Here is a 25,229-nt window from a genome sequence, read left to right as displayed (position 1 = left end):
GGCGTGCATCGGAGCCAAGATGCTAACCGCTCACCCGATCAGGTGTGAAGAAAACGATCGAACGGGCACAAAACCGCTGCTGGACTTACCCGAACGGCATAGACTCCCAGACTTTTCTTAAGTCCCGTCAACCTAGGCCGTTATACAGCCGTTGCTAACCGTAACGTTCCATTCAGGCTTTTGAAATCTGAATGGGCGCCGGATAGACGCGCAACGGTCCGGCTTTTGGCCGCCAGAACCAAGAACCAACAAGAACGCTAAAAAGCCGCAAGGCCAGAAGGCGTTGGAGCAAGTCCGGTAATCCGCATGTCTCGCAGAAATAGTGTCAGTTCAGTTCCTTCGCTGGAGTCGTTGCTCCGCTTGCTGAAAGCGTGGCGGCTGCAGCGTTTCACCACGCCGGTGCTCGCACTGGTCGTGTGTGCGCTGTTGCTGGTCGTGTTCCAGCATCTGTCGCACGCCGTCAACTATAAAACGGTCGTTCACCAATTACGCGCGCTGCGCTTGGAGGCGTGGGCCGGCGCGCTCGCCGCCACCGTGCTGAGCTACGTGGCGCTGGTGGGCCGCGACGCCGTGGGCCTGCGATACCTCGACACCAAAGTGCCCCGTACCGTCCTGTGGGTCGGGGCGGCGGTTGCCTCCGCGCTCGGCAACGCGACCGGTTTCGGCGCGCTGACCGGCGGCGCGGTGCGCTGCCGCGTGTATGGCGTCGCGGGCGTCACGCCCACGCAGGTCGGCCACCTGACCGTGTTCACGAGCGTGACGCTGGCGCTCGCGTTGGCGTTGATGACGGCGATTGGCATGGTGTGCGCCGCCGATACCCTGGCCGCCATGCTGCATGCATCGCCGGATTTGCTGCGAGTCAGCGGCAGCGCGGTCCTGGCCGGATTCGCCGTCATGATCGTACTGTGCCGCGCGGCGCCCAGGACGCTGCGGGCGCGCTGGGACTGGCTCGCCGTCACCATTCCGGCACGCCGCGACCTGGTTGCGCAACTCCTGCTCGCCACGCTCGACGTGTTCGCCGCCGCACTTGCGCTGTGGGCCGTGCTGCCGCACGCCCAAGTGGGTTTCGGCGAATTCCTCACGGTGTTTTCCGCAGCCATGCTGCTCGGCATGATCGGCCATACGCCTGGCGGTGTGGGCGTGTTCGAGGCGGCGATGGTATTTGCGCTCGGCGGCAGCGTGAATACGCCCGAAATGCTGGCTGCGCTGCTCGCGTATCGCGCGATCTATTTCGGCCTGCCGCTGATCGCCTCCACGTTCGTCCTGGCGGCGTTCGAAGGCCGGGCGCTCAAGGGGCGCTTCGCGTTCCTGAATCCATCGAATGTGTCGCAGCTCGCGCCGGTATTCCTGAGCGTGGTGACCTTCGTGGTCGGCGGCATGCTGGTGATTTCCGGCGCAACCCCCGCTTTCGGCAAACGCATCGCGATGCTGCAAGCCGTGTTGCCGCTGTGGGTGCTTGAAAGCTCGCAACTGCTGGGAAGCGTGCTGGGCGTGGTTCTGCTTTTCGTTGCACGCGGTTTGCTGCGCCGTCTCGATGCTGCCTGGTGGCTGGCCATCACGCTCGCGGTAGCCAACCTGGCGCTGTCGATGGCAAAGGGACTGGCGTTTGTCGAAACGGGCGTGCTCGCGGTGCTGATCGCCATGCTGCTCGCGACCCGCGACCGCTTCAACCGGCGTTCTTCGCTGCTGGCTGAGCGGTTCACGGCGAGCTGGCTGGTCTCGGTGGGCATTGTGATCGGGCTGGCGGTGTGGATCCTGTTGTTCGCTTTTCGCGATGTCAACTACAGTCGCGACCTCTGGTGGCAATTCGCCTTCGACGACCGCGCGCCGCGCGCGCTGCGCGCGACGCTCGCGGCGGCTTTGTTCGCCGCGTTGTTCGCCGTGTGGCAGTTGCTGCGTCCGGCGGCCGGCCGGTTCGAAAAGCCCGCGCCGCAGGACTTGCTCGATGCCGCGCGCATTTTCCGCGCGCAGGAGCGCAGCGACGCCGGTCTGGCGATGATGGGCGACAAGAGTTTCCTGTTCTCGAGTTCGCGGGAAGCGTTCCTGATGTACGCGAAACACGGACGCACCTGGGCGGCGCTGCACGACCCTGTCGGCCCGCGCCGCGAATGGGCGGAACTGATTCGCCGGTTCGTGGAAATGGCGCATGCGCATGGCGGTCGCGCGGCGTTCTACCAGGTTCGGGCCGACGCGCTGCCGCTTTACCTCGATGCTGGTCTCACGCTGATGAAACTCGGCGAGGAAGCGCATGTGGTGCTGGAAGATTTTGACCTGAAGGGGTCGCATCGCGCTCACTTGCGATACGCGCTGAAGCGCGGCGAACGCGATGGTTTCGACGTGGAAGTCATCGATTCACCGCGCGTTCCCGAATGCATGCCGGTCCTGCGCGAGATTTCCGATGCGTGGCTGGGGAGCCGCGAGGCGCGCGAAAAGAGCTTTTCGGTCGCAGCTTTTACCGACGATTACCTTGCCGCGCAGTCCGTGCTGCTCGTGCGCCAGCAGGGCAAGCCGGTGGCGTTCGTCACCTTCATGACCACTGACCTGAACACCGAGGCCACGGTCGGCGTGATGCGGCATCAGCCCGACGCTTCGCCGTACGCGATGGAATATCTGTTTACGAAGCTCGCGCTGCATTTGAAGCAGGCGGGGTTCCGGACCTTGAGCCTGGGCATTGCCCCTTTGTCCGGCATGCAGCCGACGCCGCTTGCTTCGCCGTGGCATCGGCTGGCTGGTCTGGTGTGGCGGTTCGGCGGGCGTTTCTACAATTTCCGGGGCTTGCGCGGTTTCAAGAGCAAGTTCCAGCCGCGTTGGGAGCCGCGCTATCTGGCGGCATCCGGCTCGGTGGGCGTGTTTTTCACGCTCGCAGATCTCTCGTTGCTGGCGGGAGGCTGGCGTTCATGACATTTTTCAGGAAGTTCGCGGTTGTTTCTTGGTTGTCTGTGTTGTCGATTTCCATGGCCCATGCGGCCACCTTGCCCGGCGGCCGTTATGGCGACGTGACGTTCACGAAACCTGCCGGTCCCATGCGCGGTTTCGTCGTGTTGTTCTCCGATAAAAGCTGGACCCAGGCCGACACCCAGACTGCCGATGCACTGGCCAAAAACGGCGCGATGGTGGTCGGCGTGGACACGGCGCGCTACGCGGCGAAATTGCCGTTGCTGAAGGAGACTTGCCACAACCTGGTTGGCGACGCCGAATCGGTGAGCCATCAGCTTGAACGCGAAGTGCAATCCAGCCGTTATTTCGCGCCCATCCTGATGGGCGCGGGGCAGGGCGGCGTGCTGGCCACGAAGATCCTTGCCCAGGCGCCGGACAACACGGTGGCTGGCGCGCTCGCGCTGAATCCCGATCCCCGGCTGGATGCGCGTTTCAACCTGTGCCCGCCCGATCCGACCATTACGCACGCGAAGGGCCTGCCCGGTTTCTTCGATAAAACCACCCAGCCCGCCGATGCTTCGCAAGCCGATGCGCTGCTTGCGCTCGCCGCGCCGCATCTGAAGGCAGAGCAGATCCGCGATGAAGACGTATCGGATTTGCCGCTGATAGAACTGCCGGCCGCGCGTCCGACGAACCTGCTCGCTATCGTGATTTCCGGTGACGGCGGCTGGCGCGATCTCGACAAAACCATTGCGGAGTCGTTGCAGAAGGATGGCGTGTCGGTGGTCGGCATCGACGCGTTGCGGTACTTCTGGAGCGCGAAGACACCTGAGCAGACCAGCCACGACCTCGCTCGCGTGATTCAGGCTTATAGCGCGCGCTGGCACTCGGAGCATGTTGCCTTGATCGGCTATTCGTTCGGCGCCGACGTCATGCCGTTTGCCTATAACCGGCTGCCGGATTCGGTGCGCGCGAAGGTGTCGATGGTGTCGTTGATGGGCTTTGCGCCCGACGCCGATTTCCAGATTCGCGTGACGGGCTGGCTCGGCATGCCTGCCAGCAGGGACGCGCTGAAAGTGCAGCCGGAACTGGCGAAACTGCCGCCCTCGATTGTGCAGTGCATCTACGGCGCGGCCGAAACAGATACTTTGTGTCCCACGCTGACGCAGACCGGAATAGAAGTGGTGAAGACCACCGGGGATCACCACTTCGGCGGTGATTACACGCTGCTCGCACGGCACATCCTGACCAGCTGGCAGAAGCAGATCGCCGCGGGGACCTGAACCGGGCGGCGGCCGGCTTTCAGCGCTAACCAACGGATCAGGGATCAGGCGGTTACGCTGGGCTCGAGCGGCCCGATGAAATCGCGCTTTCCTACCGGCACGCCGAGATGCCGGAGGATGTCGTAAGCCGTGACAATATGGAAATAGAAGTTCGGTAACCCGAACTGGAACAAATACTCTGCGCCGCTGAATTTCATCTCCAGGTCCTTTTGCTTGATGGTCACGACACGCGTGTCAGCTCCTTCGAACGTCCCCGCATCAATCGCTTTCAGATACGCCGTCGTCTTTGCGATGCGCTCCCGCAGTTCGGCGAATGTTGTTTCGGTATCGTCGAAACGGGGTGCCGTGACGCCCGACAGCCGTTCCGTCGTTGCTTTCGATGTATCGCTTGCGCGCTGGATTTGAGCCGAGAACGGCAGCATGTCCTCGGCTAGCCGGGCGCTCGTTACGTCCGCGTCGCTCAAGCCCTTTTCTTCGGCGTGGGCGGCGGCTTTATCGAGCAGGGAAGCGAGCACGTCGAGGCTACGGATCAAAACCGGAACGGTCGCGCGATACATTGAAACGGACATGGTGAGGCTCCTGACTGGACGGGTGATCAGCATACCGGGACGACGCCCATCGCGCTTTTTCCGCCGTTCGAGCGCCGCGTTCTTCCGGCACGCGCGTGCCATTTTTCAAGCTTGCGAAACGTCCGTGACGCTCGCTGCCAAAGGCGAAAGCCGCGCGCGTAATACGTCGCGCATGAGAAACTCTGCGTTCGAACTGCCGCTAAACACGGCTATCATTGACATTTAAACGGCCGGGACGCCCGTCATGATTTCAGACGATATTACTCAGGAAATACAGCGCATCGACCGTCAGGCACTGCGCGAATTCATCGACCGGAAGTGGGACGACGAGATTCTCCCCGCGCTCACGGACTACATCGCGGTGCCCGCAAAAAGCCCGATGTTCGACCTCGACTGGGCACACAACGGATTTATCGAACGCGTCATTACGGACGCTGCGCAATGGGTCGAGCGGCAACCCATACGCGGCCTGAAAGTGGAAATCATCCGCTTGCCCAATCGCACGCCCGTGATCTTTTTCGAAGCACCCGCTACGCGTTCGAACAGCAGCGACACCATTGTTCTCTACGGCCATCTCGACAAACAGCCCGAGTTCGACGGCTGGCGTCGTGATCTCGGGCCGTGGTCGCCCAAATACGAAGACGGCAAGCTCTACGGACGCGGCGGCGCGGACGACGGTTACGCCACCTATTCGTCAATCAGTGCGATCGCCGCGCTGGACGCCCAGGGCGTCGAACGGGCGCGCTGTGTCGGCATTATCGAAACGTGTGAGGAATCGGGCAGCTATGACTTGCTGCCGTACATTGACGCGCTGCGTGAACGGCTCGGCAATGTGAGCCTCGTGATCTGCCTTGATTCCGGTGCGGGTAACTACGATCAGCTCTGGCTGACAACGTCGCTGCGCGGCCTGGTTGCGGGCGACCTGGAAGTGCAGGTGCTCGACGAAGGTATTCACTCGGGTACGAACGGCGGCATTGCGCCGTCCACGTTTCGCATCATGCGCAGGCTGCTGGAACGGCTCGAAGATTCGAGCACCGGCAACCTGCTACCGAAGGGTTTTCACTGCGATATTCCGTCGCGCCGGCTGAGCGAAGCGGAAGCAACGGCACGCATTCTTGGCGACGATGTGTGGAAGAAACTCCCGTGGACCTGCGGACAGAATGGCGGCACGGTATTACCCGTGACTACGGACCCGCGCGAAGCGCTGCTCGATTCCACGTGGCGGCCGTCGCTGGCGGTGACCGGGGCTGAGGGGCTGCCGTCCCTGATCAATGCGGGCAACGTGCTGCGCCCGCGCACCGCGTTCAAGTTGTCGTTGCGCCTGCCACCGCTGGTTGAAGCCACGAAGGCGCTTGCAGAACTCAAGGCCATGCTCGAAGCCGATCCGCCTTATAACGCGAAGGTCACGTTCAAGCCCGAGCGCGGCGAAGCGACCGGCTGGAGCGCACCCGAACTGTCGCCGTGGCTGGGTGATGCCCTGAATGACGCCTCGCGCCGGCATTTCGGCGCGGATGTCGCGTTCCTTGGCCAGGGCGGTACCATTCCGTTGATGAACACGTTGCAGGAAGGCTTTCCGCGTTCGCAGTTCATGGTGTGCGGCGTGCTGGGACCGAGGTCGAACGCACACGGCCCGAATGAATTCCTCCATGTGCCCTTCGCGAAGAAACTGACGGCGACGGTCGCCGAGGTGATCGCGGCGACACCTTGATGGCGGGTGAGTGACCCTGACTTTCATCCGGCGCGCAGCTTTGCGCGCCGTTTTATTTGCACGCTACGGTGATGAACCGGCGCGCAGTTGAACTGGGTTGAATTTGGTCGAGTTTGGTTGAGCCTGAAGCGCAGTCCTTTTAAATACCAGGAGACGCAGTCGCATGAGCACTGAAACCACGCGCGAATCGCGCATCGCCCCGGATACCTTGCACGCCTATGTCCGCGCAATATGGACACACGCCGGCAGTACGCCGCGTGAAGCTGAACTGGTGGCTGATCATCTGGTGATGGCGAATCTGTCGGGACACGACTCGCACGGCGTCGGCATGATTCCGCGCTACATGGCGTCACTTGCGGACAACGAATTGAAGCTCAATACCCACGCTGAAATTGTCCGCGATGTCGGTGCGGTGCTGACTATCGATGGCCGCAAGGGTTTCGGCCAGGTCGTCGCGCATGAGGCCATGGAACATGGCATCGAGCGGGCGAAAAAGCTCGGCGTGTGTGCGGTCGGTTTGCGCAATGCGCATCACATTGGGCGCATCGGGCATTGGGCCGAGCAGTGCGCGGCGGCGGGTCTGGTCTCGTTTCACTTCGTCAATGTGGCGGGCGACCCGCTGGTTGCGCCGTTTGGCGGTATTGACCGGCGCTTCGGTACGAACCCGTTCTGCGCCGCGTTTCCGCGCGAAGGCAACGCGCCGATTGTGCTCGATTTTGCGACCGCGGGGATTGCCTACGGCAAGACGCGCGTGGCCTACAACAAGGGCGTAAAGGTCGCTCCGGGTTACCTGATTGATCACGCGGGCGTGCCGACCATCGAACCGAAGGTCATGCACGAAGCACCGTTCGGTTCGCTCACGGCAATGGGAGCGCACAAAGGCTACGGTCTCGCCGCCATGTGCGAGATTTTCGGCGGCGCGCTGTCGGGCGGTTTCACGACCCACGCGGACACGCTGGACACGACGAACGCGATTATCAATTGCATGACGTCGGTGATTGTCGATCCGAATGCCTTCGATGCCCCCAACGCTCAGGCCGAAGCCGATGCATTTGTTCAATGGGTGAAGGCGTCGCCGCTCGCGGCCGGTACCGACAGGATCATGGTGCCGGGCGAGCCGGAACAGGCGCGGCGGGCCGATCTCAACGTGAACGGCATTCCCATCGATCCCACCACGTGGCAGCAAATCCGCGCGGCCGCCGGGCAGTCCGGCATGCCGGCGGCCGCGATCGAGGAGTTTGTGCAAGCGTTGAAATGAGGCTGGTTTTGCACGGTTGCCTGGAGCAGCTGCGCGGGCGAGGGGGACCCTATCCAGCCCCGTCCGTGCGGCGTGCAACGGCCGGTTAGCTTGTCCGCACCATCTCGTTGCTGATCCAGTCGGTCACCGACGTCCGTTTCGGTTCCCAGCCCAGCAGTTCCCGCGCGTGTTTGCCACGCACCCGGCTATTCGATCCCAGCCCGTACGACGCCATTTCGTAGCCCCATTCCTTCTTGGCTTCCTCGAGCGGCCAGTCTTGCGGCGCGCCGAGACCGAGTACCTTGGCCATTGCCGTCGTCATATCGCGGAAGGCCGCTTCGCCGCTTTCGACGAAATAGAACGTACCGGCCGGCGATTTTTCGAGCGCACGCGCGTACAGGTCGGCGACATCGTCAATATGCACGTTCGACCAGATATTGCGTCCCGGTCCCACATGCCGCACGACGCCGCTTTTTTTCGCCTGCGCCAGCAAACGCGGCAACTGCACGCTTTTCGCGTTCGCCATGGCGCCGTGGCCGTAGATCAGCGTATTGCACAGCACGGATGCACGCACGCCGCGTTTGGCTGCGTCGAGCACGAGGTTGTCGATGGCCACGCGCGCGGCTTTGTCGGCGGTCGGTTCGGGCAGGGTGTCCTCGTAGTAGATCGCGTCCGACCCTTCGCCCCCGGATGCATCGCCGACAATGCTCGAGCCGCTGGTGTGCAGCAGCGGTTTGTTCGATCCTGCGAGCCCTTCGATCAACGCCTCGACTGCACCGCGATGGTCGCTGCTGGCGGCGTTGATGACACCATCGGCTGCCTTGGCCTGGGCGATCAGTAACGCACGGTCGTCCAGGCTGCCGATCACGGGTTCAATGCCCAATGCCTTGAGTTCGTCCGCCTGTTCCGGGCGACGGATGAGGCCGCTGACCTGATGGCCGTTGCGAGCCAGGTGCGCCGCAATCGAGCCGCCGATAAAACCGCCTGCCCCAGTTACAAAAATCTTCATGTCCGTTCTCCATTGAATACTGTGTCGACCGGGGTTGGCGCCTTTAGCACTTGCTCCGGTCCCATTGAGTCGATGCATGCAGTATCCCCGTCTTCGACTTTCGCAAAAACAGTGTTAGTCTCAAATCAATTTTGATTCAAAGTCAACAATAGATAGATGAAGACGACCACTGAAGAGCTGCTGGCGTTCGTGACCGTGATCGACAGCGGCTCGATCACAGCGGCCGCCGAGGCATTGCAGCAAACCGTTTCCGGCGTGAGCCGGGCATTGACGCGGCTGGAGCAAAAGCTCGACGCCACGCTGGTTCGGCGGACCACGCGGCGCCTGCAACTCACCGACGAAGGCGAACTTTTTCTCGTGCGTGCCCGCGCCATCCTCGCCGCAATGGCGGATGCCGAAGAGTCGATCGCCCGGCAACGCGAACGGCCGGCGGGGCGGTTGCGGGTGGATGCCGCGTCGCCTTTCATGCTGCATTGCATCGTGCCGCACGTGCAGGCGTTCGCCGCGGCGTATCCGGAAATCGTGCTGGAATTGAGCAGCAATGAGCGAATTGTCGACTTGATGGAGCAGCGCGTGGATATCGCGATCCGGATTGGCGCGCTACAGGATTCCACGCTGCACGCGCGCTCGCTCGGCAGCAGCCGGCTGCGTATCCTGGCGAGTCCTTCTTATCTCGCGGAACACGGGGAACCGCGCACGGTGGCTGAATTACGGCGGCATCGGCTGATTGGTTTTACAGCGCCCGAGAGCCTGAACGACTGGCCGTTGATCGATGACGACACGGCTAACCAGGGCGGCGGCGCGCGCTTGCGGATCGTGCCGGACATCGCGGCATCGAGCGGCGAGACCATGCGGCAACTTGCGCTGGCCGACGGCGGGATCGCGTGTCTCGCCGCATTCATGACCAGCGCGGATGTAGCCAGTGGACGGCTGCAAACCGTGATGGACTCTGTTCTACTCGATGTCCGCCAACCGATTAGTGCGGTGTTCTACCAGAGCGCATCCATGGCGCGGCGGGCGAAAGCTTTCCTCGATTTCCTGGCCGGACGGTTGGTGCTTTAAAGCGTGCGACGTATGCTGCCGGTTTCCCTTTTCCTTTTTTTCCTTTTTCCCTTCGTGAATCTATATGCCCATTGAGCTCATCAACGCACCGGGTCTTCCGGTACCCGCCGGCCACTACAGTCACGCATCCCGCGCGGGTAATCTCGTCTGCGTGTCGGGCCAGTTGCCCATGCGTCCCGACGGCACGCATACCGGCGACTTGCCGTTCGAACAACAGGCGCAGCAGGCGCTGGACAATGTCAGCACGGTGCTGGCAGCGGCCGGCGCGGGGTTGAAGGACGTGATCGAGGTGACGGTTTACCTGGTCGGCGTGGATCACTGGAAAACCTTCAACGAGATCTACACGCGTCATTTCGGCGACTGGAAACCTGCACGGGCAGTTCTTCCCGTGGGCGCGCTGCACTACGGTTACCTGCTGGAGATCGCGGTGCGGGCATGGGTGGAGCCGGCCTGAGTTGTTGCCTGCCTGAGTGGCCGGTCCGGGCGGATAGGGGCGAACGCCCAGCCGTTCGATTCCCGTTGGCGTAACGCGGCAGCCCTCTTATCATGACGAGGCCGCATCCTTACAGGTAACGTCATGATCCAACTCGTGCTGCTCCTGCTGGGCGTGGACTATCTGCGCAGCCGCTGGCGCATGCTCGCCGTGGCGGGCGGTATCTGGCTGGTGATCGGGGTGTCGGTGTTTATCGATGCCCTCGACGGTGTCCTGTATTTCCCCATCCGTCTGTTCGCCTGGCTGCTGCTCATTGAAGGGCTCGCGACTCTCGCCATTGCGAGTATTGGCGTGGGCGGCCAGCGCACGCTGCGTTACGTGAAAGGCGGCGCATTCACGCTCGCCGCGCTGCTGATCATGGCGGGCAATCATCACGGCAACTTCGTGCTGTCGATGATCTTCGGCACGTTTTTCCTCGCCGACGGCTTGCTGCAGACCGTGTCGGCTATCGTGGTCCGTTATAGCCGGTGGAGGATTGTGCTGGCGCTCGCGATTGTCGAAATCCTGCTTGCGATCTTTTTCTTCGAACCGTATCCCACGCATTACGTCGGCACTGCGCCTTACGCAATCGGGCTCGGGCTCGCGTTCGGCGGGTTGAACATGCTGTGGATCGCATTTCGCGTACGCCGCATGGAAAGCCTGCCCCCTGAAAATGAGAAAGCGCTGGCGCTTTCCGACGACGTAATTCCCGATCCGACGCTCGCTGAAAAGTCCGCTACGGCAAAGGTTGCCGCGGTTGGGGTGGCGACCGAGGCCGACAGCCCGTTCGAATGGGACGGTCCCCCCGCCGCCGATGAAAAAGCGCTTACCGTGCATGTATGGACGCCCGTCGGGTCCGCACGGGCGCAGGCCAATCGGCGTCTGATCGTGGACCGCTACATTGCCGCCGTCGATGCCAACGGCGTCATCTCGACGGGCCACGCGGCGCTTGAGTCACCCGAGGGTATTTACATCAGCCTGTACCCGGGCGTGGAAATCGATCGCTCGCCGGACGAGTTCGGACGCATCTTGCGCGCAACTCGCGAGAACAACATGCCGGGCACGTTCCAGCCGGATTACGCGACGGAATCGAAGGCATGGTGCGAGTCCACCACCCGTGTGCGTATTCGCAATTACCGGCCGGATCGGCTGAAGGCTTTCTGGGAAAAATATCGGCAGGATCAGACCTATAACCTGACCTACCGGAATTGTTCGAGCACTGTCTCCAAGGCATTGGAGGCGGCACTGGAAGGCACCGTGGGTACCTTTCACGGCCGCGACACCGGTTGGCGTGCCTTCCTGCGCCTGATCGTCACGCCGGAGCTCTGGGTCGCCGCGCAGATCCGCAAACGTGCCGCCACCATGGCCTGGACCCCGGGCCTGACGCTCGACTACGCGCGGGCGCTGAGCATGCTGGCCGATCCCCGGCCGTTTGGCTATCTCAAGATGGCGCGGCTCGCGGTGCGCAAGATGCTGCGCTCGCGGCGCCAATGGCGGCAGGAAGCATCCGATGCCGCCGACGCACGCGCAGACCGGATGGACGGATCGCGCGCTTCATAGGTCCTGTGCGCCGTTGTTACCTCGTGATGTGCCGTCCCTGGTTCGCCGGCCACCGCGCGTGTCTGCGTGTCTGCGTGTTTGTGCGTTGCGAGTCGCGGCTTGCGGCTCAGGCGAGATCGAGCGTGGCCGTCATATCCCCCAGCGGCGGCTGGCCGTTTGCCGCGAATGCCCGGTCCCGAGCGACCACACCGTCAAGCGGCACCAGGTCGTGGACGCGCGTGATGAAGCGCAGGATCGAGTTCGTGTCATAGACGGTATGGTCGACGATCCCTTTCTTCGCGAACGGCGCGATCACCAAGGCTGGAACGCGCGACCCTGGTCCCCATCGATCCCCTTTCGGCGGCGGCACGTGATCCCACCAGCCGCCGTTCTCGTCGTGCGTGATGATGACAACCGTGCTTTCCCATTGCGGTCCGCGCTGGATCCGCTCGACTATGTTGGCGAGATGCCGGTCGCCCGATTCGACATCGGCGTAACCCGCATGCATGTTCAGATTGCCTTGCGGTTTGTAGAACGTCACCGCCGGCAGCCGCCCTGCGTCAATGTCCGCAATCAGTTTGTTGGTCGACGGATCATCACCCAGACCCGCGTCGCGCAGATGTTGGGTGCGAGCCTGCGTGCCGGGCGCAAAGCTGCGGAAATAGTTGAACGGCTGATGGTGATACTGAAAATCGGGAACCATGCCGGTGTCGCTGTGTGTGAGCGCATAGTCCCAGCCGCCGCCATACCACGCCCAGTCCACGCCTTTATCCGATAACCGGTCGCCGATGGTGGCGTAGGTTTGCGGCGGCATCACGCGGTAATTCGACGGGTCCGCCAGTGCCGGATCGCCGCCTTGCGCCGGGCGGACGTTGCTTGGCTGATAAGGCGGCGCCATGGTGTTGACGGCGTAACCGTCGGCGGTGAGCGCGCCGTCGTTGACGAAGGACGGGGGACCGTCCAGTGCCGATGCAGGCGAATCAGCCGCGAGTTTCAGGCGCGTGCCCAGCGGATCGTCTCCGTCCAGGACCGACAGGAGTTTTTTCGCCGGGCCGTTGTGTGCGTCCGGATAGAACGGGGTCTGTGCCGAGATCAGGAAGATGTGATTGAGCCAGGACCCGCCAAATGCGGCCATGAAGAAGTTGTCGCACAGCACGTTTTGCCGGGCGATGTTCCAAAGCTTCAGCGATTCAGCCGAATTGCGGTAATGCCCCATGACCAGGCCGCCGGAGTCGCCCCAGGCGGCGAACTGGTTGTTGCGGCCCGCGTTGATCTGCATCTGGTTCTGATAGAAACGGTGTACGAGGTCGCGCGTGATGACGCCATTGGGCAGCGATTGTCCTTGCGCGTCGACCAGATGGAACGGGCCATTCGGCACGCCGTCGATCTGTTTTTCCGAAATCATGTAGCGCTTGCCGTCCACTTCCTGCGCTTGCGGCACGAGGCCGCCCCAGATTTTCGGCAGGACAGGCATGGGCGTGCGCCCGTCCCGGTCCAGCTGCACATAGCGGGACGCGGGTACGGCTTCCAGCGGATATTGCACGCCGGGATAGTTGCCCCAGAGATTGCTGAAACTGCGATTTTCCGCGTAGATCACGACAATATGGCGGACGCGCGCCTGCAGCGTTCGATCAAGCGCGAGGTCGGCGGCCGTCTTGGGCGTGGCGGGGCGCGAGTCGAAGAGATTGCAGCCGCTCAGCGACAATCCACTCAGGCCGGCCAGACCGACGCCGGCCGCAAGCAGGCGGCGGCGCACGGGATCTTGGGGCAGGTCGGACATGGGTTCTTCGTCGCGGGGATCGTCAGTGTGGCTCATCGCAGCTCCTGAATGTCTGGCGGTTCATCAATGTGTTTCTTGATGTTGCTAAATAGTGTGGCTCAACAAAGTGACGCAATTTTGCCGCGGACTATTTTGAATCGGATCCATGGATCGAACCCTTGAATTGACCCTAATCAAAGCGACGCACGAGCGCGGGAAGCTACCCGGCCGCATAGCGCAGAGAGCGCCTGTGCGTTGCTTCATCCGCGTTCGTCTACCTGAATCTTGCCCGCAAACGCGTGGTTCCCGATAGCTGACCGAATGGCCTATATGCCCGGAAATGCGTCGGCCCGGACGTCGTATGCCGTTTGGTCGACTGGAAAGCGTCACGCTGGGCGACTACTATCGTTCGAACTGCCCGGGAATCAACTGAGCACCAGTTTCACACCCACGATCACCAGCGTGGCAGCCAGCACGTTACGCAGCAGGACCTCCGGCGCCCGGGAGGAAAGCATGCTGCCCAGCACGATCCCCGGCAGAGAACCCACGAGCAGGGACAGCAGCAGGTCCCAATTGACGGAACCGAGCAGCCAGTGGCCGGTCCCTGCAATCAGCGTCAGCGGAACGGCATGGGCAATATCCGACCCGACTATGCGTGCCGTCGGCAAACGCGGATAGAGCAGCAACAGAACGGTCACGCCAATGGCGCCCGCGCCGACCGAGGTGATGGACACCAGCACGCCCAGGATCGCGCCGGTGAGCACGGTCCAGGCCAGGGTGCGGGTTTCACGGCTCGCCGCTCCTGGTTTCCCGCTAGCTTCGCGGGCCATTCCGGTCTTGTAGGCAAGGCGGGCGAGCTGTGGACGGAACACGAGCGAGACAGCGGTAACCAGCAGCGCATAGCCCAGCACGAGCTGGATCACCCGGGCGGCGGCGGGTGTGTTCAAACCGTACCGGTTGAGCAGGATCAGGGTAATGGCCGCCGCCGGGATGCTCCCCGCCGCGAGTCGGCCCGTGATGCGCCAGTCCACGGAGCCCTTGATGCCATGGACCAGCGTGCCGGTCGCCTTGGTCGCGGCCGCGTAGAGCAGGTCGGTGCCGACTGCGGTAGCCGGGTGGATACCGAACAGCAGCACGAGCAGCGGCGTCATCAGGGAGCCGCCGCCCACGCCGGTCAGGCCCACGAGGAAACCCACGGCCAGGCCGGATGCGGAATAAAGTAGGTCGATGTGCGGAAAAGGCATTCGGCTGGGAGAACCGGTTGGATGAGCGTCGGTCGAAAAACGGTCGATGATAGCGGGTCCGCGGCGCGCTTGCCGCCGGCCATGCAAAATTGATTGGCGGGCTTCGGCCGTACAATCGGCCAAGTGTCCAGGCAACTCTTTCAGGAAGGTGTAATGGAAACGAAGGAACAACAGCAAGCAGCGCAGGCGCAGAACGACCGAGAGGCCCGTGATATCGCTCGCGAAGCTGCCCACGGTCCCGCTCATGACGACATGCCCGATCCCATCCGCACGACGGCCGGCGTTCGCGAGGTTCCTCCGTCGAAGCCCGACGCAGTAGCGGACGGGGCATTTATCGCAACCGAACATACGAACTACGCGAACGAGCGCCAGTTCGTGCTCAAGGCCGGCAACACCTTCGTTGTCAACGACGCGAACGGCGACATCCGCGGCAATGACGACGGTCTTTTCGTCAACGACACACGCGTGTTGTCGCAGTTGCGCCTGACCTTCGGCGGCCGTTCACCGTCGCTCTTGTCCGGCAGCGTGTCCAGCGACAACGCCGTGTTTACCGCGCACCTGACCAACCGGCCGCTGCCGCCCATCGGCGGGGCGACCACGCCGGAAGGCGTGATCCACGTCGAGCGCCGCCGGGTCTTGTCGCGGCACGTGCTGCACGAAGCGATCGTCCTGACCAACTACGGTACGGAACCGGCCACCGTGCCGCTTTCTATCAACTTTGCCGCCGACTTCCACGACATGTTCGAAGTGCGCGGTTCCACCCGTCCGAAACGCGGGGCCATGCGCGAGCCGTGCATCGAAGATGGCGAAGTCGTGTTGCGCTACACAGGGCTGGATGAGGTCGAGCGTACTGCGCGCATCCAGTTTTCGCCCGCGCCTCATTCGCTCTCGGTCAATCGCGCGGACTACGTGCTGCGGATCCAGTCGGAAACGGCCATGTCGATCTACCTGTCGATCACGGCCGTTGCACACGCATTGAGCGACGCCAGCGCGGAGAGCAAGAAGATCGCCGAGGAGGGCGCCGAATGCGCGCCGGAATCGGGGCGGCCGGCCATTCGCGAGGCGCTTGTCGATGCCCACCGGCGCATGCGCGAACGGCGGCGCTCCGTGGCCCGCGTGCGCTCGAGCAACCCGTTGTTCAGCGAATGGATCGATCGTTCGCTCGCCGATCTCGGATTGCTGACTACCGATCTTGAAACGGGACCGTATCCGTACGCGGGCATCCCGTGGTTTTCCACGGCTTTCGGCCGCGACGCCATCATTACTTCGCTGCAGATGCTGTGGCTCGATCCGTCGCTTGCCCGCGGCGTGCTGCGGTTTCTCGCGGCACACCAGGCACGTGAAGACTCGGCGTTCCGCGATGCCGAAGTGGGCAAGATCATGCATGAGACCCGCAATAGCGAAATGGCTGCGACGGGCGAAGTGCCGTTTGCGATGTACTACGGCGGGGTCGACAGCACGCCGCTGTTCGTCGCGCTGGCCGGCGCATACGCCGAGCGAACCGGCGACAAGGCGCTGATCGATGAATTGTGGCCCGCGCTGCAACTGGCCGCACAGTGGATTGCGCGTCATTGCGACAAGAACGAATTTGGCTTGTTGAGCTACCAGCGCGCCACGGAAGCGGGGCTCGCGAACCAGGGCTGGAAAGACAGCGGCGACTCCGTGTTTCACGCCGACGGCAGTTTTCCGGTCGGACCGATCTCGCTGGTCGAGGTCCAGGCCTACGCCTCCACCGCGTTTGCCACCATGGCCCACTTCGCGAGGCAGCGCAACGCACCGGAGCAGGCGGAGGATTTCGAGAGGCGCGCGCAAAACATCCGCGAACGGGTGGAGACGATGTTCTGGATGCCTGAGTCGGACTTCTACGGCATTGCGCTCGACGGCAAGGGCGATCTGTGCAAGGTGTTGGCGTCAAATGCCGGACACTTGCTGGCCTTCGACCTGGTTGAGCGCGGCCGCGGCGAAGCGGTCGCGCGCCAGCTTGAATCAACTTTGTTCAACACCGGTTGGGGTGTGCGCACGCTGGCGGCAGGCCAGCCGCGTTTCAATCCGATGTCGTACCACAACGGCTCCGTATGGCCGCACGACAGCGCCATGTGCGCTCGAGGACTCGCCCGCTATGGTGACCGCGGCGGCGCGGTGCGCTTGTTGCAGGCCCTGTTCGAAGCGGCCGTCACGTTCGACATGCGCCTGCCCGAGCTGTTCTGCGGGTTTACCCGGCAGCGCGGCGAGCGACCGATCGGCTATCCGGTCGCGTGTTTGCCGCAAGCCTGGGCCGCAGGATCGCCGTTCATGATCCTCGAGGCCTGTCTCGGAGTCACCATCGACGCCGAGCGTCAGGAAGTGCGCATCGACCGGCCGCAGTTGCCGGATGGTATCGACTGGCTGGAGATCGGCGAATTGCGGGTCGGCGACAAGACCGTGTCAATTACCTTCCGGCGCGTGGGTGGGCAGGTCGTGCCGTCTATCGAAGGCGATATGCGGGTGGTGGCGGTGCTTTGACCGTACGGCGAACCTCGCCGCCGCCGTTTGGCGGTTTAACCGTTTAGCTGCCAGAACGTTTAAACCGCGACGCTGCCGACGTAGTTTTCGGCCAGCGCCGTGGCGGCCGCGCGCGACGTGGTCACGTGTTCGAGCTCGGCCACTTGCAGGCGTTGCTCGAACGGCGAGGTGTCGTCAAGCTTGTGCAGCATCCGGGTCATCCACCACGAGAAGTGCTCCGCGCGCCAGACGCGCTTCAGGGCCGTTTCGGTGTAGCGGTCCAGTTTGTCGCTCGCGCCTTCCTCGTAGAACGCTTGCAGGGCAGCGGTCAGAATACGGACGTCGGACACCGCGAGGTTCATGCCTTTTGCCCCGGTGGGCGGGACAATGTGCGCGGCGTCGCCGGCGAGGAACAGCTTGCCGGATTGCATCGGCGTGGAGACGAAGCTGCGCATGCCGACAATGTTCTTCTGGAAGATTTGCCCTTCGGTAATCTGCCAGCCGTCCAGCGTGTCCACACGTGCGTGGAGTTCGGACCAGATGCGGTCGTCGGACCAGGCATCGACCGAATCCTTCGGATCGCACTGGAAGTACATGCGCTGCACGTTCGGCGAGCGGGTGCTGATCAGCGCAAAACCGCGATCGTGGCGAGCGTAAATGAGCTCGTGCGCGGAAGGCGGCGCGTTGACCAGGATGCCGAACCAGCCGAACGGATAGATGCGCTGATAATCATGCCTCAGCGCCTGGGGCATCGAGCCACGCGCAACACCTTGCGAGCCGTCGCAGCCAATAATGAAGTCGCACTCCAGATCATGCTCGAACCCTTCGTGCCTGTAACGGATGCGCGGCCGGGTGGTGCCGGGGGCGTCGTCGAAGTCGTGCAGCGACACGTCGGTCACGCCGAATTTCAACGCACCGTCGGCCGCCACGCGTGCGGCGACGAGGTCCTTGATGACTTCGTGCTGCGCGTAGACGGTGATCGAGTGGCCGGTGAGTTCGGTCAGTGCAATGCGCCGGCGTTCCCCTTCGAACGCGAGTTCGAAACCGTGATGCACCGCTCCTTCCGCAAGCATGCGCGCGCCGAGTCCGGCCTCTTTCAGCAGGTCCATGGTGCCTTGTTCGAGAACGCCTGCACGGATGGTGGATTCAATCTCGCCGCGGCTGCGCGCCTCGAGCACGACCGATTCAATACCGCGAAGATGGAGAAGATGGGAGAGCAGGAGGCCCGCGGGACCTGCACCAATGATGCCGACTTGTGTACGCATGAATGTCTCCGGAATGCGTGTTGATTTTGTGGACACAGTCTTGCGCACGGACCCGGTATCGCGCAACGCGATACAGAGGATAGGCTGTATTTGGAATAGCGATAAAGGTCCGGGATCGTTTGCCGGTTTTTGTCCCGGGCGGCGGGCCGGACTGGCATCGGCCCAAGCGCACGATCTCTTCGGCACGACCATTGCGATGCCGCACGGCAAGCCGATCATCCTGGTGGGAGGTTTGGGCAATCCAGCCTGGAGCGATTGGGAGCGACTATGCCGCGCGTGCGAAACTGGGCGCTTTCACGCGACAGATCACTGCTCAAGGCCCCATCCATGTCATTCACCATCCGCCGTCTTACCGCAGCCGACGCCAGTGCGTATCGCGATGTCAGGCTTGAAGGTCTCGCCCGGCACCCCGATGGTTTCGGGTCGGCGTGGGAAGACGAGGCTGAACAGCCGCTCGCGTGGTTCGAGCAACGGATCGTGAATGCTGCAGTATTCGGCGGCTTTTTAAACAACGAAAGCGATCTGGCCGGCGTCGCCGGTCTGATCGTGCCGCAAGGCGCGAAACAGCGCCACAAGGGCGTGCTGATGGGTATGTACGTGCGCCCGGCCGCTCGCGGCACGGGAATGGCGCTGGCGCTCGTGCAAGCCGTTCTGAGCCACGCGCGCACGGTGGTGGAAGAGGTGCAACTGACGGTTGCGCCGCATAATGAAGCGGCGCAACGCCTGTATCGCTCGGTCGGATTCGTCGAGTACGCGCGTGAGCCGCGTTCGCTGAAAATAGACGGCAAGTATCATGAGTCGGTACTCATGACCTTGCCGTTCGAACCCGTGGCTTAACTGATCGCCGGGAGTATCGGGATTACCGCGACTACCGAGACTATTACGACTAGCGCCTAGCCGCCGCTCGATTCCAGCAGCTGATTCAAGCGGTATTCCCCCTGACGCGTGACCATCCAGCCCGGGTATTCACTGGCGAGCTGACTGACTTCATCGAGTGCGGCGAGCTCGTCGTCGTTCAGCTTCACTTGCGTCGCTGCAATGTTGTCGTCGAGTTGCCCGATCCGCTTCGCCCCGATAATCACGCTCGTCACCACCTTCTGGTGCAGCAGCCACGCCAGCGCGATCTGCGCCACGGTCACGCCCTTGGCTTCGGCCATCTGCGTCATGGCGTCGATGCAATCAAACGCGCGCTCCATGTTTACCGGCGGAAACGAGAAATTCGTGCGGCGGCCCTGCTCCGTCGAACTGCCGTCGCGCTTGTATTTGCCGCTCAGCAAACCGCCCGCAAGCGGACTCCAGACCATCAGGCCGAGGTTTTCACTCTTGAGCATGGGTACGATTTCACGTTCGAGATCGCGTCCGGCAATCGTGTAATACGCCTGCAGCGACTCGAAACGCGCGAGCCCGAGCCGCTCCGAAATGCCAAGCGCCTTGGCGATCTGCCACGCCGCCCAGTTCGATACACCGATATAGCGGACATGGCCGTGCTGCACGAGGTTGTCGAGTGCGCGCAGCGCTTCTTCGATTGGCGTGGCTGTATCGAAACCATGTAGCTGATACAAATCGATGTGATCGAGTTGCAGGCGCTTCAGGCTCGCCTTCACGCCGTCGATGATGTGATACCGCGACGCGCCGCGTGAGTTGATGCCTTTCGTGCCGGTTTCGCCATGGATCTTGCTGGCGATCACCACGTTTTCGCGCGGCACCTTCAGGTTCTTGAGCGCCTGGCCGGTCATGATCTCCGAGGCGCCGTCGGCGTAGACGTCGGCGGTATCGATGAAGTTGATGCCGGCGTCAAGTGCGCGGCCGACGAGTTTGTCTGCGTCCGCCTGTTGCAGGCCGCCAATATTGGTCCAGATGCCGCCTTCGCCGAACGTCATGGTACCGAGGCACAATTCCGAAACGAACAAGCCGGTATTGCCGAATTTTCTGTTACGCATGCTGGGTCCCTTAGAATTCATCCTTGAACTAGCGGCCGGCCCGTCGACGGAAAACGTGCCACGGCGGCCGCTTCGCGGCTGAACGTCCGTTCGGTGTTTCAGCAACGCCGCGATGAAGCAGTATCTGCCTGTGGCGCAGCGCCCGGCTAGCCTGATCCTGTCAGATCCTTGCCCGATTCTGCAAAGGCCGCGTGCAGCTCTGGGCGAAAACAGGCAGGCGCGAGTAAGCTGGATGCCATTGGCCGGCAGTGCGCGCTTGACCCTGATTGATCGCGACTGGCATCTGACTGACGGCGACCCTTCTCCATCCTTGCAAGACTGCGGCCGTTCCCGGGCAGCAGCCGCGCAAACTCACTATCTGCGAATCATGGCCCTGAATGAGACGGCGGATTCCGCCATCGACCCTTCGAACCACGCTATCAACGGCACACCTGCGCCGCTTGATCCGGGCCTCGATCACGCCCGGCTCGATCTTGTCGCGTTACTGGACCGTTTCACGGCGGACACCACCGGCACGTGCGAAACGGCGGTGCACGGTTTGTTCCTGCACCGGATCGTGCACTGCGGCGGCCCGAGCCACGGCATCCAGACACCGGCGCTTGGCGTGATCGCGCAAGGGTCGAAGCGGATCATGGTGGGCGACGAACTGTATGTGTACGACCCCATGCACTATCTGGTTTCATCGGTGGATCTGCCGGTGATGGGGCAGGTGACCGGCGCTACCGAGGACAGGCCGTATCTCGGCATGCGGCTTGACCTGGATGTCGAGGAAATCACCAAGTTGATTCGCGACGAAAGCCTGCCGCCGTCCACCCCCACGGACGCCTCGCGCGGCCTGTATGTCAACCGGCTCGGCACGTCGCTGCTGGATGCCGTGTTGCGCTTGCTGCGCCTGCTCGATACGCCCGAAGACATTCCGATTCTCGCGCCCCTGGTCAAGCGCGAGATCCTGTACCGGCTGCTGATGAACGGTCCCGGTGCGCGCTTGCGCCAGATCGCGCTGCAGGACAGCCAGACGCAGCGCATTGCCAAGGCGATCATGATGTTGCGCCAGCATTTCGATCAGCCGTTGCGCGTGGAGTCGATCGCTCGCGACGTGCATATGAGCGTCTCGTCGCTGCACCATCATTTCAAGGCGGTCACGGCGATGAGCCCGTTGCAATACCAGAAGCAGTTGCGGCTTCAGGAAGCGCGCCGCCTGATGCTGATCGACATGACCGATGCAGCCACGGCGGCGCACCGTGTGGGTTATGAGAGCGCATCGCAATTCAGCCGCGAGTACAGCCGCCTGTTCGGTGCGCCGCCGTTACGCGATACCCGCAGATGGCGAGAGACTGCCAGCGCGTGATCAAGGGTTCAACGTGCTGCGTTGAAGCTGCCGGAAACAAAAAAGCCAGGCATGTCCCTGGCTTTTTTGTTTCCGGCAGCTTCAAGGTGCTTCAAGACCGATCAATAGTACCGGTGCGGGGGACCGTCATGACGCGGCGCGTGATGGCGTTCCCACTCACGCCGTTCCCAGTAGCGATGCCCGTCGTAGTACCGGTCCCCGTGCCAGCCGCGGCTGTCGACGTGAACGTAGCCGGGTTGAAAATGGTCGTCGGCGGATGCGGTGTTCGTGAAGCCGAGACTCATTGCTGCCGCCACCGTGAGCGATGCGGCGGCCAAGCCTTTTTTGACTGTCATCATGTTGGTTTCCTTCGCGCTTGTTATTCGGTTTGCCGCTTTATCCAGTTAAGCCAGCAGGCGCCGTATTGGCCTAGTAGCGGCCGTAACCGGAACCGTAATAGTCGTGATGGTGATATCCACCGTCCGGCACGACGATGCAGCCGCCCAGGGTGCTGCCGAGCAGTACTGCGAGCGTGGCAAGAATCGCTAATCGTTTCATCGGTTTCTCCAAGTGAAATCCGTGAAATCAATTTAGCGATTAGATAAATGACAAGCCGTTTGCGTTTGTAAGGAAAAGTGTGTCTGGAAATATTCGGGAATGACTGTGAAGGCTTGGCGCTCAGGCGCTGTTACTGAACGATCTTCGGCCTTACATTTGGGGTGAGCGAAACACCGACCACACGGCCATCGCGCACACCGCAACGGCTGTCCACGCGGGTCCACTGCGAGCGGCCACGAACTTTGGCGACTGCGCGCATGGCGATTACTTCGTCGACAGGAACGGGATTGCCTGCGCTGAAGACCGTGGTGTCGCTATCGATCTTTGCGCTCAATACGCGCCGGTCGGGCACGATGAACGTGTCGTACCTGGGGGTCATTGCCACCCATCGGTCGAATGCTGCCACGCAGCTGATCACCGGCTCCGGGACATGCATGCGGGTCAGGTAGGCGTAGTCTTCTTTCGAGGGATCGGGCGTTTCCTGTGCGTGACTGAGCCGACTAAATTGACACAGCGACGCGCAAAGCATCAGGCCGAGAACAAGAGGTAAAGATTTCATGCGGATAAAGGGCGCGGGGCGGTTGATGGGTAATGTTGAAAGGCGGCATCGGACCGTGACTCGAAGTGTACCGCGTGAGCGCTCGCATGACGCCTTTCAAGATTGACGCGGGCGGATCGCGGCGCACATCGGGATGTGCAAGCGGGATGGCAGGCGGGATCGCGCTCACCACGTCCGGACGCGACAACCACGATAATATCGGTCACACGCAACTCTGCCGGACTACCGCGAATGACTGACATCAAGCTGAATGCAACCCCGTCGCCCCGTCTGACCAGCCTGTCCCACGGCGGCGGCTGCGGATGCAAGATCGCGCCGGGCGTCCTTGCCGACCTGCTGAAACGCAGCGTACCGTTGCCGTTTTTCCCCGACTTGCTGGTCGGCAACGACACCGCCGACGACGCGGCCGTTTATCGTTTGAACGACGAGCAGGCGATTGTCGCCACCACCGACTTCTTCATGCCGATCGTCGACGACCCGTTCGACTTCGGCCGTATTGCCGCAACCAACGCACTGTCCGATGTCTACGCCATGGGCGGCAAACCGATCCTCGCGCTCGCGCTCGTCGGCATGCCGATCAACGTGCTGCCGCACGAGGTGATCGCGGCCGTGCTGAAGGGCGGCGAGTCGATTTGCGCCGGGGCGGGCATTCCCGTCGCGGGCGGTCATTCGATTGATTCCGTCGAGCCCATCTACGGCCTTGCGGCAATCGGCATCGTGCATCCGAAGCGCGTGAAGCGTAATGCGTCGGCGCGCGCCGGCGACATACTGATCCTCGGCAAACCGCTGGGCGTAGGCGTGTTGTCGGCAGCGCTGAAAAAGGATCAACTCGATGCCGCCGGCTACGCTGCAATGATCGCGGCCACGACCAAGCTGAACCGCCCGGGCGCGGACCTCGCTGCGCTGGACCTCGTGCACGCGCTCACCGACGTGACCGGCTTCGGCCTGCTGGGCCACACGCTGGAACTGAGCCGCGGCGCCGGGCTCACGGCACGCCTGCGGTACGCCGACTTGCCGTGGCTGCCCGGCGTGGAGGCATTTGCGAAAGCGGGCGTGGTCACGGGGGCATCGGGCCGCAACTGGACTGCATATGGGCACGACATCACGCTGGCATCGTCATTGCACGATGTGGCACGAAGCCTGCTCACCGACCCGCAGACGTCGGGCGGCTTGCTGGTATCGTGCGCGCCCGAAGCCGTTGACGACGTCCTCGCCATCTTCCGCGCGGACGGCTTCGACCAGGCGGCCGTGATCGGAGAAATGATCGATGGAGCGGGCCGCGTGGAAGTTGTTTAGTGCGGTGGTGGCTGGTTTCCCGAGAGGTTTCCCGAGAGCGTCCCTGACCCCTTTCCGCCAGGAGCACGATGAAAGAAGAATCGCCGAAAGCCATTTTCTACGCGCTCGCAGCCAATTTTGGCATCGCCGTCTGCAAGTTCGGGGCGGCCGCGTTCACCGGCTCCGGCTCCATGTTTGCCGAAGCCATCCACTCGACTGCCGACTGCGGCAATCAACTCCTGCTGCTGTTCGGCCTCAAGCGTTCACAGGCCCCCGCCGACGTGTTGCACCCGCTCGGCTCGGGCCGTGAGATCTACTTCTATTCCATGCTTGTCGCGCTGCTGCTGTTCTTCGTCGGCGGCGCGTTTTCGGTGTATGAGGGCGTGCACCGGATCGCCCGGCATGAAGTGGTCAGCAACCCGATCGTCGCGCTTGTCGTGCTGGGGATATCGGTCGTGCTCGAGACGTTTTCCCTGGCCGGCGCATTGCGCGAGATCCGCAAGACGTCGGGGAACAAGTCTCTCTGGCGATGGTTCCGCGAGACGCGCGAGTCTGAACTGATCGTGGTCACGGGCGAAGATGTCGCCGCGCTGGCGGGTCTTGCCATTGCGTTCTGCGCCGTGCTGATGACCATGATCACCGGCAATCCCGTCTACGACGCAGCGGGTTCGATCGGCGTGGGCGTGCTGCTCATGGTAATTGCGTACCTGGTCGCGCGTGAGGTGAAATCCATGATCGTCGGGGAATCGGCTAGTCCGGAAGTGCGCCGGGCTATTGATGCGCACTTGCGCGCGCGTCCGGAAATTGTCCGCGTGATCAATCTGATTACGCTGCAGTGGGGCAAGCAGATCGTGGTGGCCGTGCAAGCGGAGATGGTGCACTACGACAGCGGCCGCGCGATGGTCGATGCAATCAACGTGATCGAAGCGGACCTGCAGCGCGAATTTCCCGAAGCGCGCTGGGTCTTCTTCGAGCCGGATATCCCTCGGGTGGCCGAGGCGGGCGTCTGAGCGGTGATAACGGCCCGCTAACCGCCTGCTGATGACAGCCGCAACGTTCCATTAA

General features: G+C 62.6%; 21 protein-coding genes. 12 read left to right on the top strand and 9 right to left on the bottom strand.

Features of this window, described 5'->3' with window-relative positions; all coding sequences use genetic code 11:
* Positions 1-306 precede the first annotated feature (306 nt).
* Complete coding sequence (mprF, locus tag ABH944_RS22175; protein WP_404608852.1) at positions 307-2,901, top strand: bifunctional lysylphosphatidylglycerol flippase/synthetase MprF; 2,595 nt, start codon at positions 307-309, stop codon at positions 2,899-2,901.
* A complete protein-coding gene (locus ABH944_RS22170) occupies positions 2,898-4,160 on the top strand; it encodes a virulence factor family protein (RefSeq protein ID WP_404608850.1) in 1,263 nt (420 codons plus the stop codon). The genes mprF and ABH944_RS22170 overlap by 4 nt, the downstream gene beginning before the upstream one ends.
* Positions 4,161-4,204: 44 nt before the next feature.
* Here the strand turns inward: ABH944_RS22170 and ABH944_RS22165 are convergent, their stop codons facing one another.
* Positions 4,205-4,729 (bottom strand): DUF1993 domain-containing protein, encoded by a 525-nt coding sequence (locus ABH944_RS22165; protein WP_404608849.1) that lies wholly within the window; start codon positions 4,727-4,729, stop codon positions 4,205-4,207.
* 244 nt (positions 4,730-4,973) lie between these two features.
* Here ABH944_RS22165 and ABH944_RS22160 point away from each other — a divergent pair, with 244 nt between their 5' ends.
* Together ABH944_RS22160 and ABH944_RS22155 are read left to right on the top strand one after the other, a co-directional pair.
* Positions 4,974-6,437 carry a M20 family metallopeptidase gene (locus ABH944_RS22160; RefSeq protein ID WP_404608847.1) on the top strand — a complete coding sequence of 488 codons (1,464 nt, stop codon included), beginning with the start codon at positions 4,974-4,976 and terminating at the stop codon, positions 6,435-6,437.
* Positions 6,438-6,600: 163 nt separating this feature from the next.
* Positions 6,601-7,695 carry a malate/lactate/ureidoglycolate dehydrogenase gene (locus ABH944_RS22155; protein ID WP_404608846.1) on the top strand — a complete coding sequence of 365 codons (1,095 nt, stop codon included), beginning with the start codon at positions 6,601-6,603 and terminating at the stop codon, positions 7,693-7,695.
* An 85-nt stretch (positions 7,696-7,780) separates the two neighbouring features.
* On the opposite strand, the gene ABH944_RS22150 is transcribed toward ABH944_RS22155, so the two are convergent.
* Positions 7,781-8,683 (bottom strand): NAD-dependent epimerase/dehydratase family protein, encoded by a 903-nt coding sequence (locus tag ABH944_RS22150; RefSeq protein ID WP_404608844.1) that lies wholly within the window; start codon positions 8,681-8,683, stop codon positions 7,781-7,783.
* 156 nt (positions 8,684-8,839) lie between these two features.
* Here ABH944_RS22150 and ABH944_RS22145 point away from each other — a divergent pair, with 156 nt between their 5' ends.
* The 3 genes from ABH944_RS22145 to ABH944_RS22135 all read left to right on the top strand — a co-directional run bounded on the left by ABH944_RS22145 (position 8,840) and on the right by ABH944_RS22135 (position 11,777).
* On the top strand, positions 8,840-9,745 hold the full coding sequence (locus ABH944_RS22145; RefSeq protein ID WP_404608843.1) for a LysR family transcriptional regulator: 906 nt from the start codon (positions 8,840-8,842) through the stop codon (positions 9,743-9,745).
* Between the two features lie 64 nt (positions 9,746-9,809).
* Positions 9,810-10,199, top strand: coding sequence for a RidA family protein (locus ABH944_RS22140; RefSeq protein WP_404608842.1), 390 nt, complete (start codon positions 9,810-9,812; stop codon positions 10,197-10,199).
* A 123-nt stretch (positions 10,200-10,322) separates the two neighbouring features.
* Positions 10,323-11,777: an HdeD family acid-resistance protein gene (locus tag ABH944_RS22135; RefSeq protein WP_404608840.1), complete on the top strand. Its 1,455-nt coding sequence runs from the start codon at positions 10,323-10,325 to the stop codon at positions 11,775-11,777.
* A gap of 106 nt (positions 11,778-11,883) precedes the next feature.
* On the opposite strand, the gene ABH944_RS22130 is transcribed toward ABH944_RS22135, so the two are convergent.
* A complete protein-coding gene (locus tag ABH944_RS22130; RefSeq protein WP_404608839.1) occupies positions 11,884-13,572 on the bottom strand; it encodes an acid phosphatase in 1,689 nt (562 codons plus the stop codon).
* A 368-nt stretch (positions 13,573-13,940) separates the two neighbouring features.
* Positions 13,941-14,759: a sulfite exporter TauE/SafE family protein gene (locus ABH944_RS22125; RefSeq protein WP_404609085.1), complete on the bottom strand. Its 819-nt coding sequence runs from the start codon at positions 14,757-14,759 to the stop codon at positions 13,941-13,943.
* 252 nt (positions 14,760-15,011) lie between these two features.
* Here ABH944_RS22125 and ABH944_RS22120 point away from each other — a divergent pair, with 252 nt between their 5' ends.
* Positions 15,012-17,261: an amylo-alpha-1,6-glucosidase gene (locus ABH944_RS22120; RefSeq protein WP_404608837.1), complete on the top strand. Its 2,250-nt coding sequence runs from the start codon at positions 15,012-15,014 to the stop codon at positions 17,259-17,261.
* Between the two features lie 59 nt (positions 17,262-17,320).
* Here ABH944_RS22120 and ABH944_RS22115 read toward each other — a convergent pair whose 3' ends face one another.
* Complete coding sequence (locus ABH944_RS22115) at positions 17,321-18,505, bottom strand: 4-hydroxybenzoate 3-monooxygenase (RefSeq protein WP_404608836.1); 1,185 nt, start codon at positions 18,503-18,505, stop codon at positions 17,321-17,323.
* 327 nt (positions 18,506-18,832) lie between these two features.
* Between ABH944_RS22115 and ABH944_RS22110 the strand changes: the two genes are divergently transcribed.
* The gene (locus tag ABH944_RS22110; RefSeq protein WP_404608834.1) at positions 18,833-19,342 is read left to right on the top strand and encodes a GNAT family N-acetyltransferase; all 510 of its coding nucleotides are present in this window, start codon (positions 18,833-18,835) and stop codon (positions 19,340-19,342) included.
* A 56-nt stretch (positions 19,343-19,398) separates the two neighbouring features.
* On the opposite strand, the gene ABH944_RS22105 is transcribed toward ABH944_RS22110, so the two are convergent.
* Positions 19,399-20,445, bottom strand: a complete 1,047-nt coding sequence (locus ABH944_RS22105; RefSeq protein WP_404608833.1) for an aldo/keto reductase — start codon at positions 20,443-20,445, stop codon at positions 19,399-19,401.
* Positions 20,446-20,812: 367 nt separating this feature from the next.
* Between ABH944_RS22105 and ABH944_RS22100 the strand changes: the two genes are divergently transcribed.
* Positions 20,813-21,793, top strand: a complete 981-nt coding sequence (locus ABH944_RS22100; RefSeq protein ID WP_404609083.1) for an AraC family transcriptional regulator — start codon at positions 20,813-20,815, stop codon at positions 21,791-21,793.
* A gap of 101 nt (positions 21,794-21,894) precedes the next feature.
* On the opposite strand, the gene ABH944_RS22095 is transcribed toward ABH944_RS22100, so the two are convergent.
* The 3 genes from ABH944_RS22095 to ABH944_RS22085 form a co-directional block, all read right to left on the bottom strand.
* A complete protein-coding gene (locus ABH944_RS22095) occupies positions 21,895-22,131 on the bottom strand; it encodes a hypothetical protein (protein WP_404608831.1) in 237 nt (78 codons plus the stop codon).
* 70 nt (positions 22,132-22,201) lie between these two features.
* A complete protein-coding gene (locus ABH944_RS22090; protein ID WP_404608829.1) occupies positions 22,202-22,330 on the bottom strand; it encodes a hypothetical protein in 129 nt (42 codons plus the stop codon).
* A 130-nt stretch (positions 22,331-22,460) separates the two neighbouring features.
* Positions 22,461-22,889, bottom strand: coding sequence for a BspC domain-containing protein (locus ABH944_RS22085; protein ID WP_404608828.1), 429 nt, complete (start codon positions 22,887-22,889; stop codon positions 22,461-22,463).
* A gap of 231 nt (positions 22,890-23,120) precedes the next feature.
* On the opposite strand from ABH944_RS22085, the gene selD reads away from it, so the two are divergent.
* Entirely contained in the window at positions 23,121-24,185 is a 1,065-nt protein-coding gene (selD, locus tag ABH944_RS22080) for a selenide, water dikinase SelD (protein WP_404608827.1), read from the top strand.
* 68 nt (positions 24,186-24,253) lie between these two features.
* Positions 24,254-25,174 (top strand): cation diffusion facilitator family transporter, encoded by a 921-nt coding sequence (locus ABH944_RS22075; protein WP_404608825.1) that lies wholly within the window; start codon positions 24,254-24,256, stop codon positions 25,172-25,174.
* Positions 25,175-25,229 lie beyond the last annotated feature (55 nt).

Origin of the sequence: Caballeronia udeis, assembly GCF_044909315.1 — a bacterium.
Lineage (GTDB): Bacteria > Pseudomonadota > Gammaproteobacteria > Burkholderiales > Burkholderiaceae > Caballeronia > Caballeronia udeis_A.
Note: the sequence above shows the minus strand (reverse complement) of the source record. Positions and strands in the feature narration are given on the sequence as shown.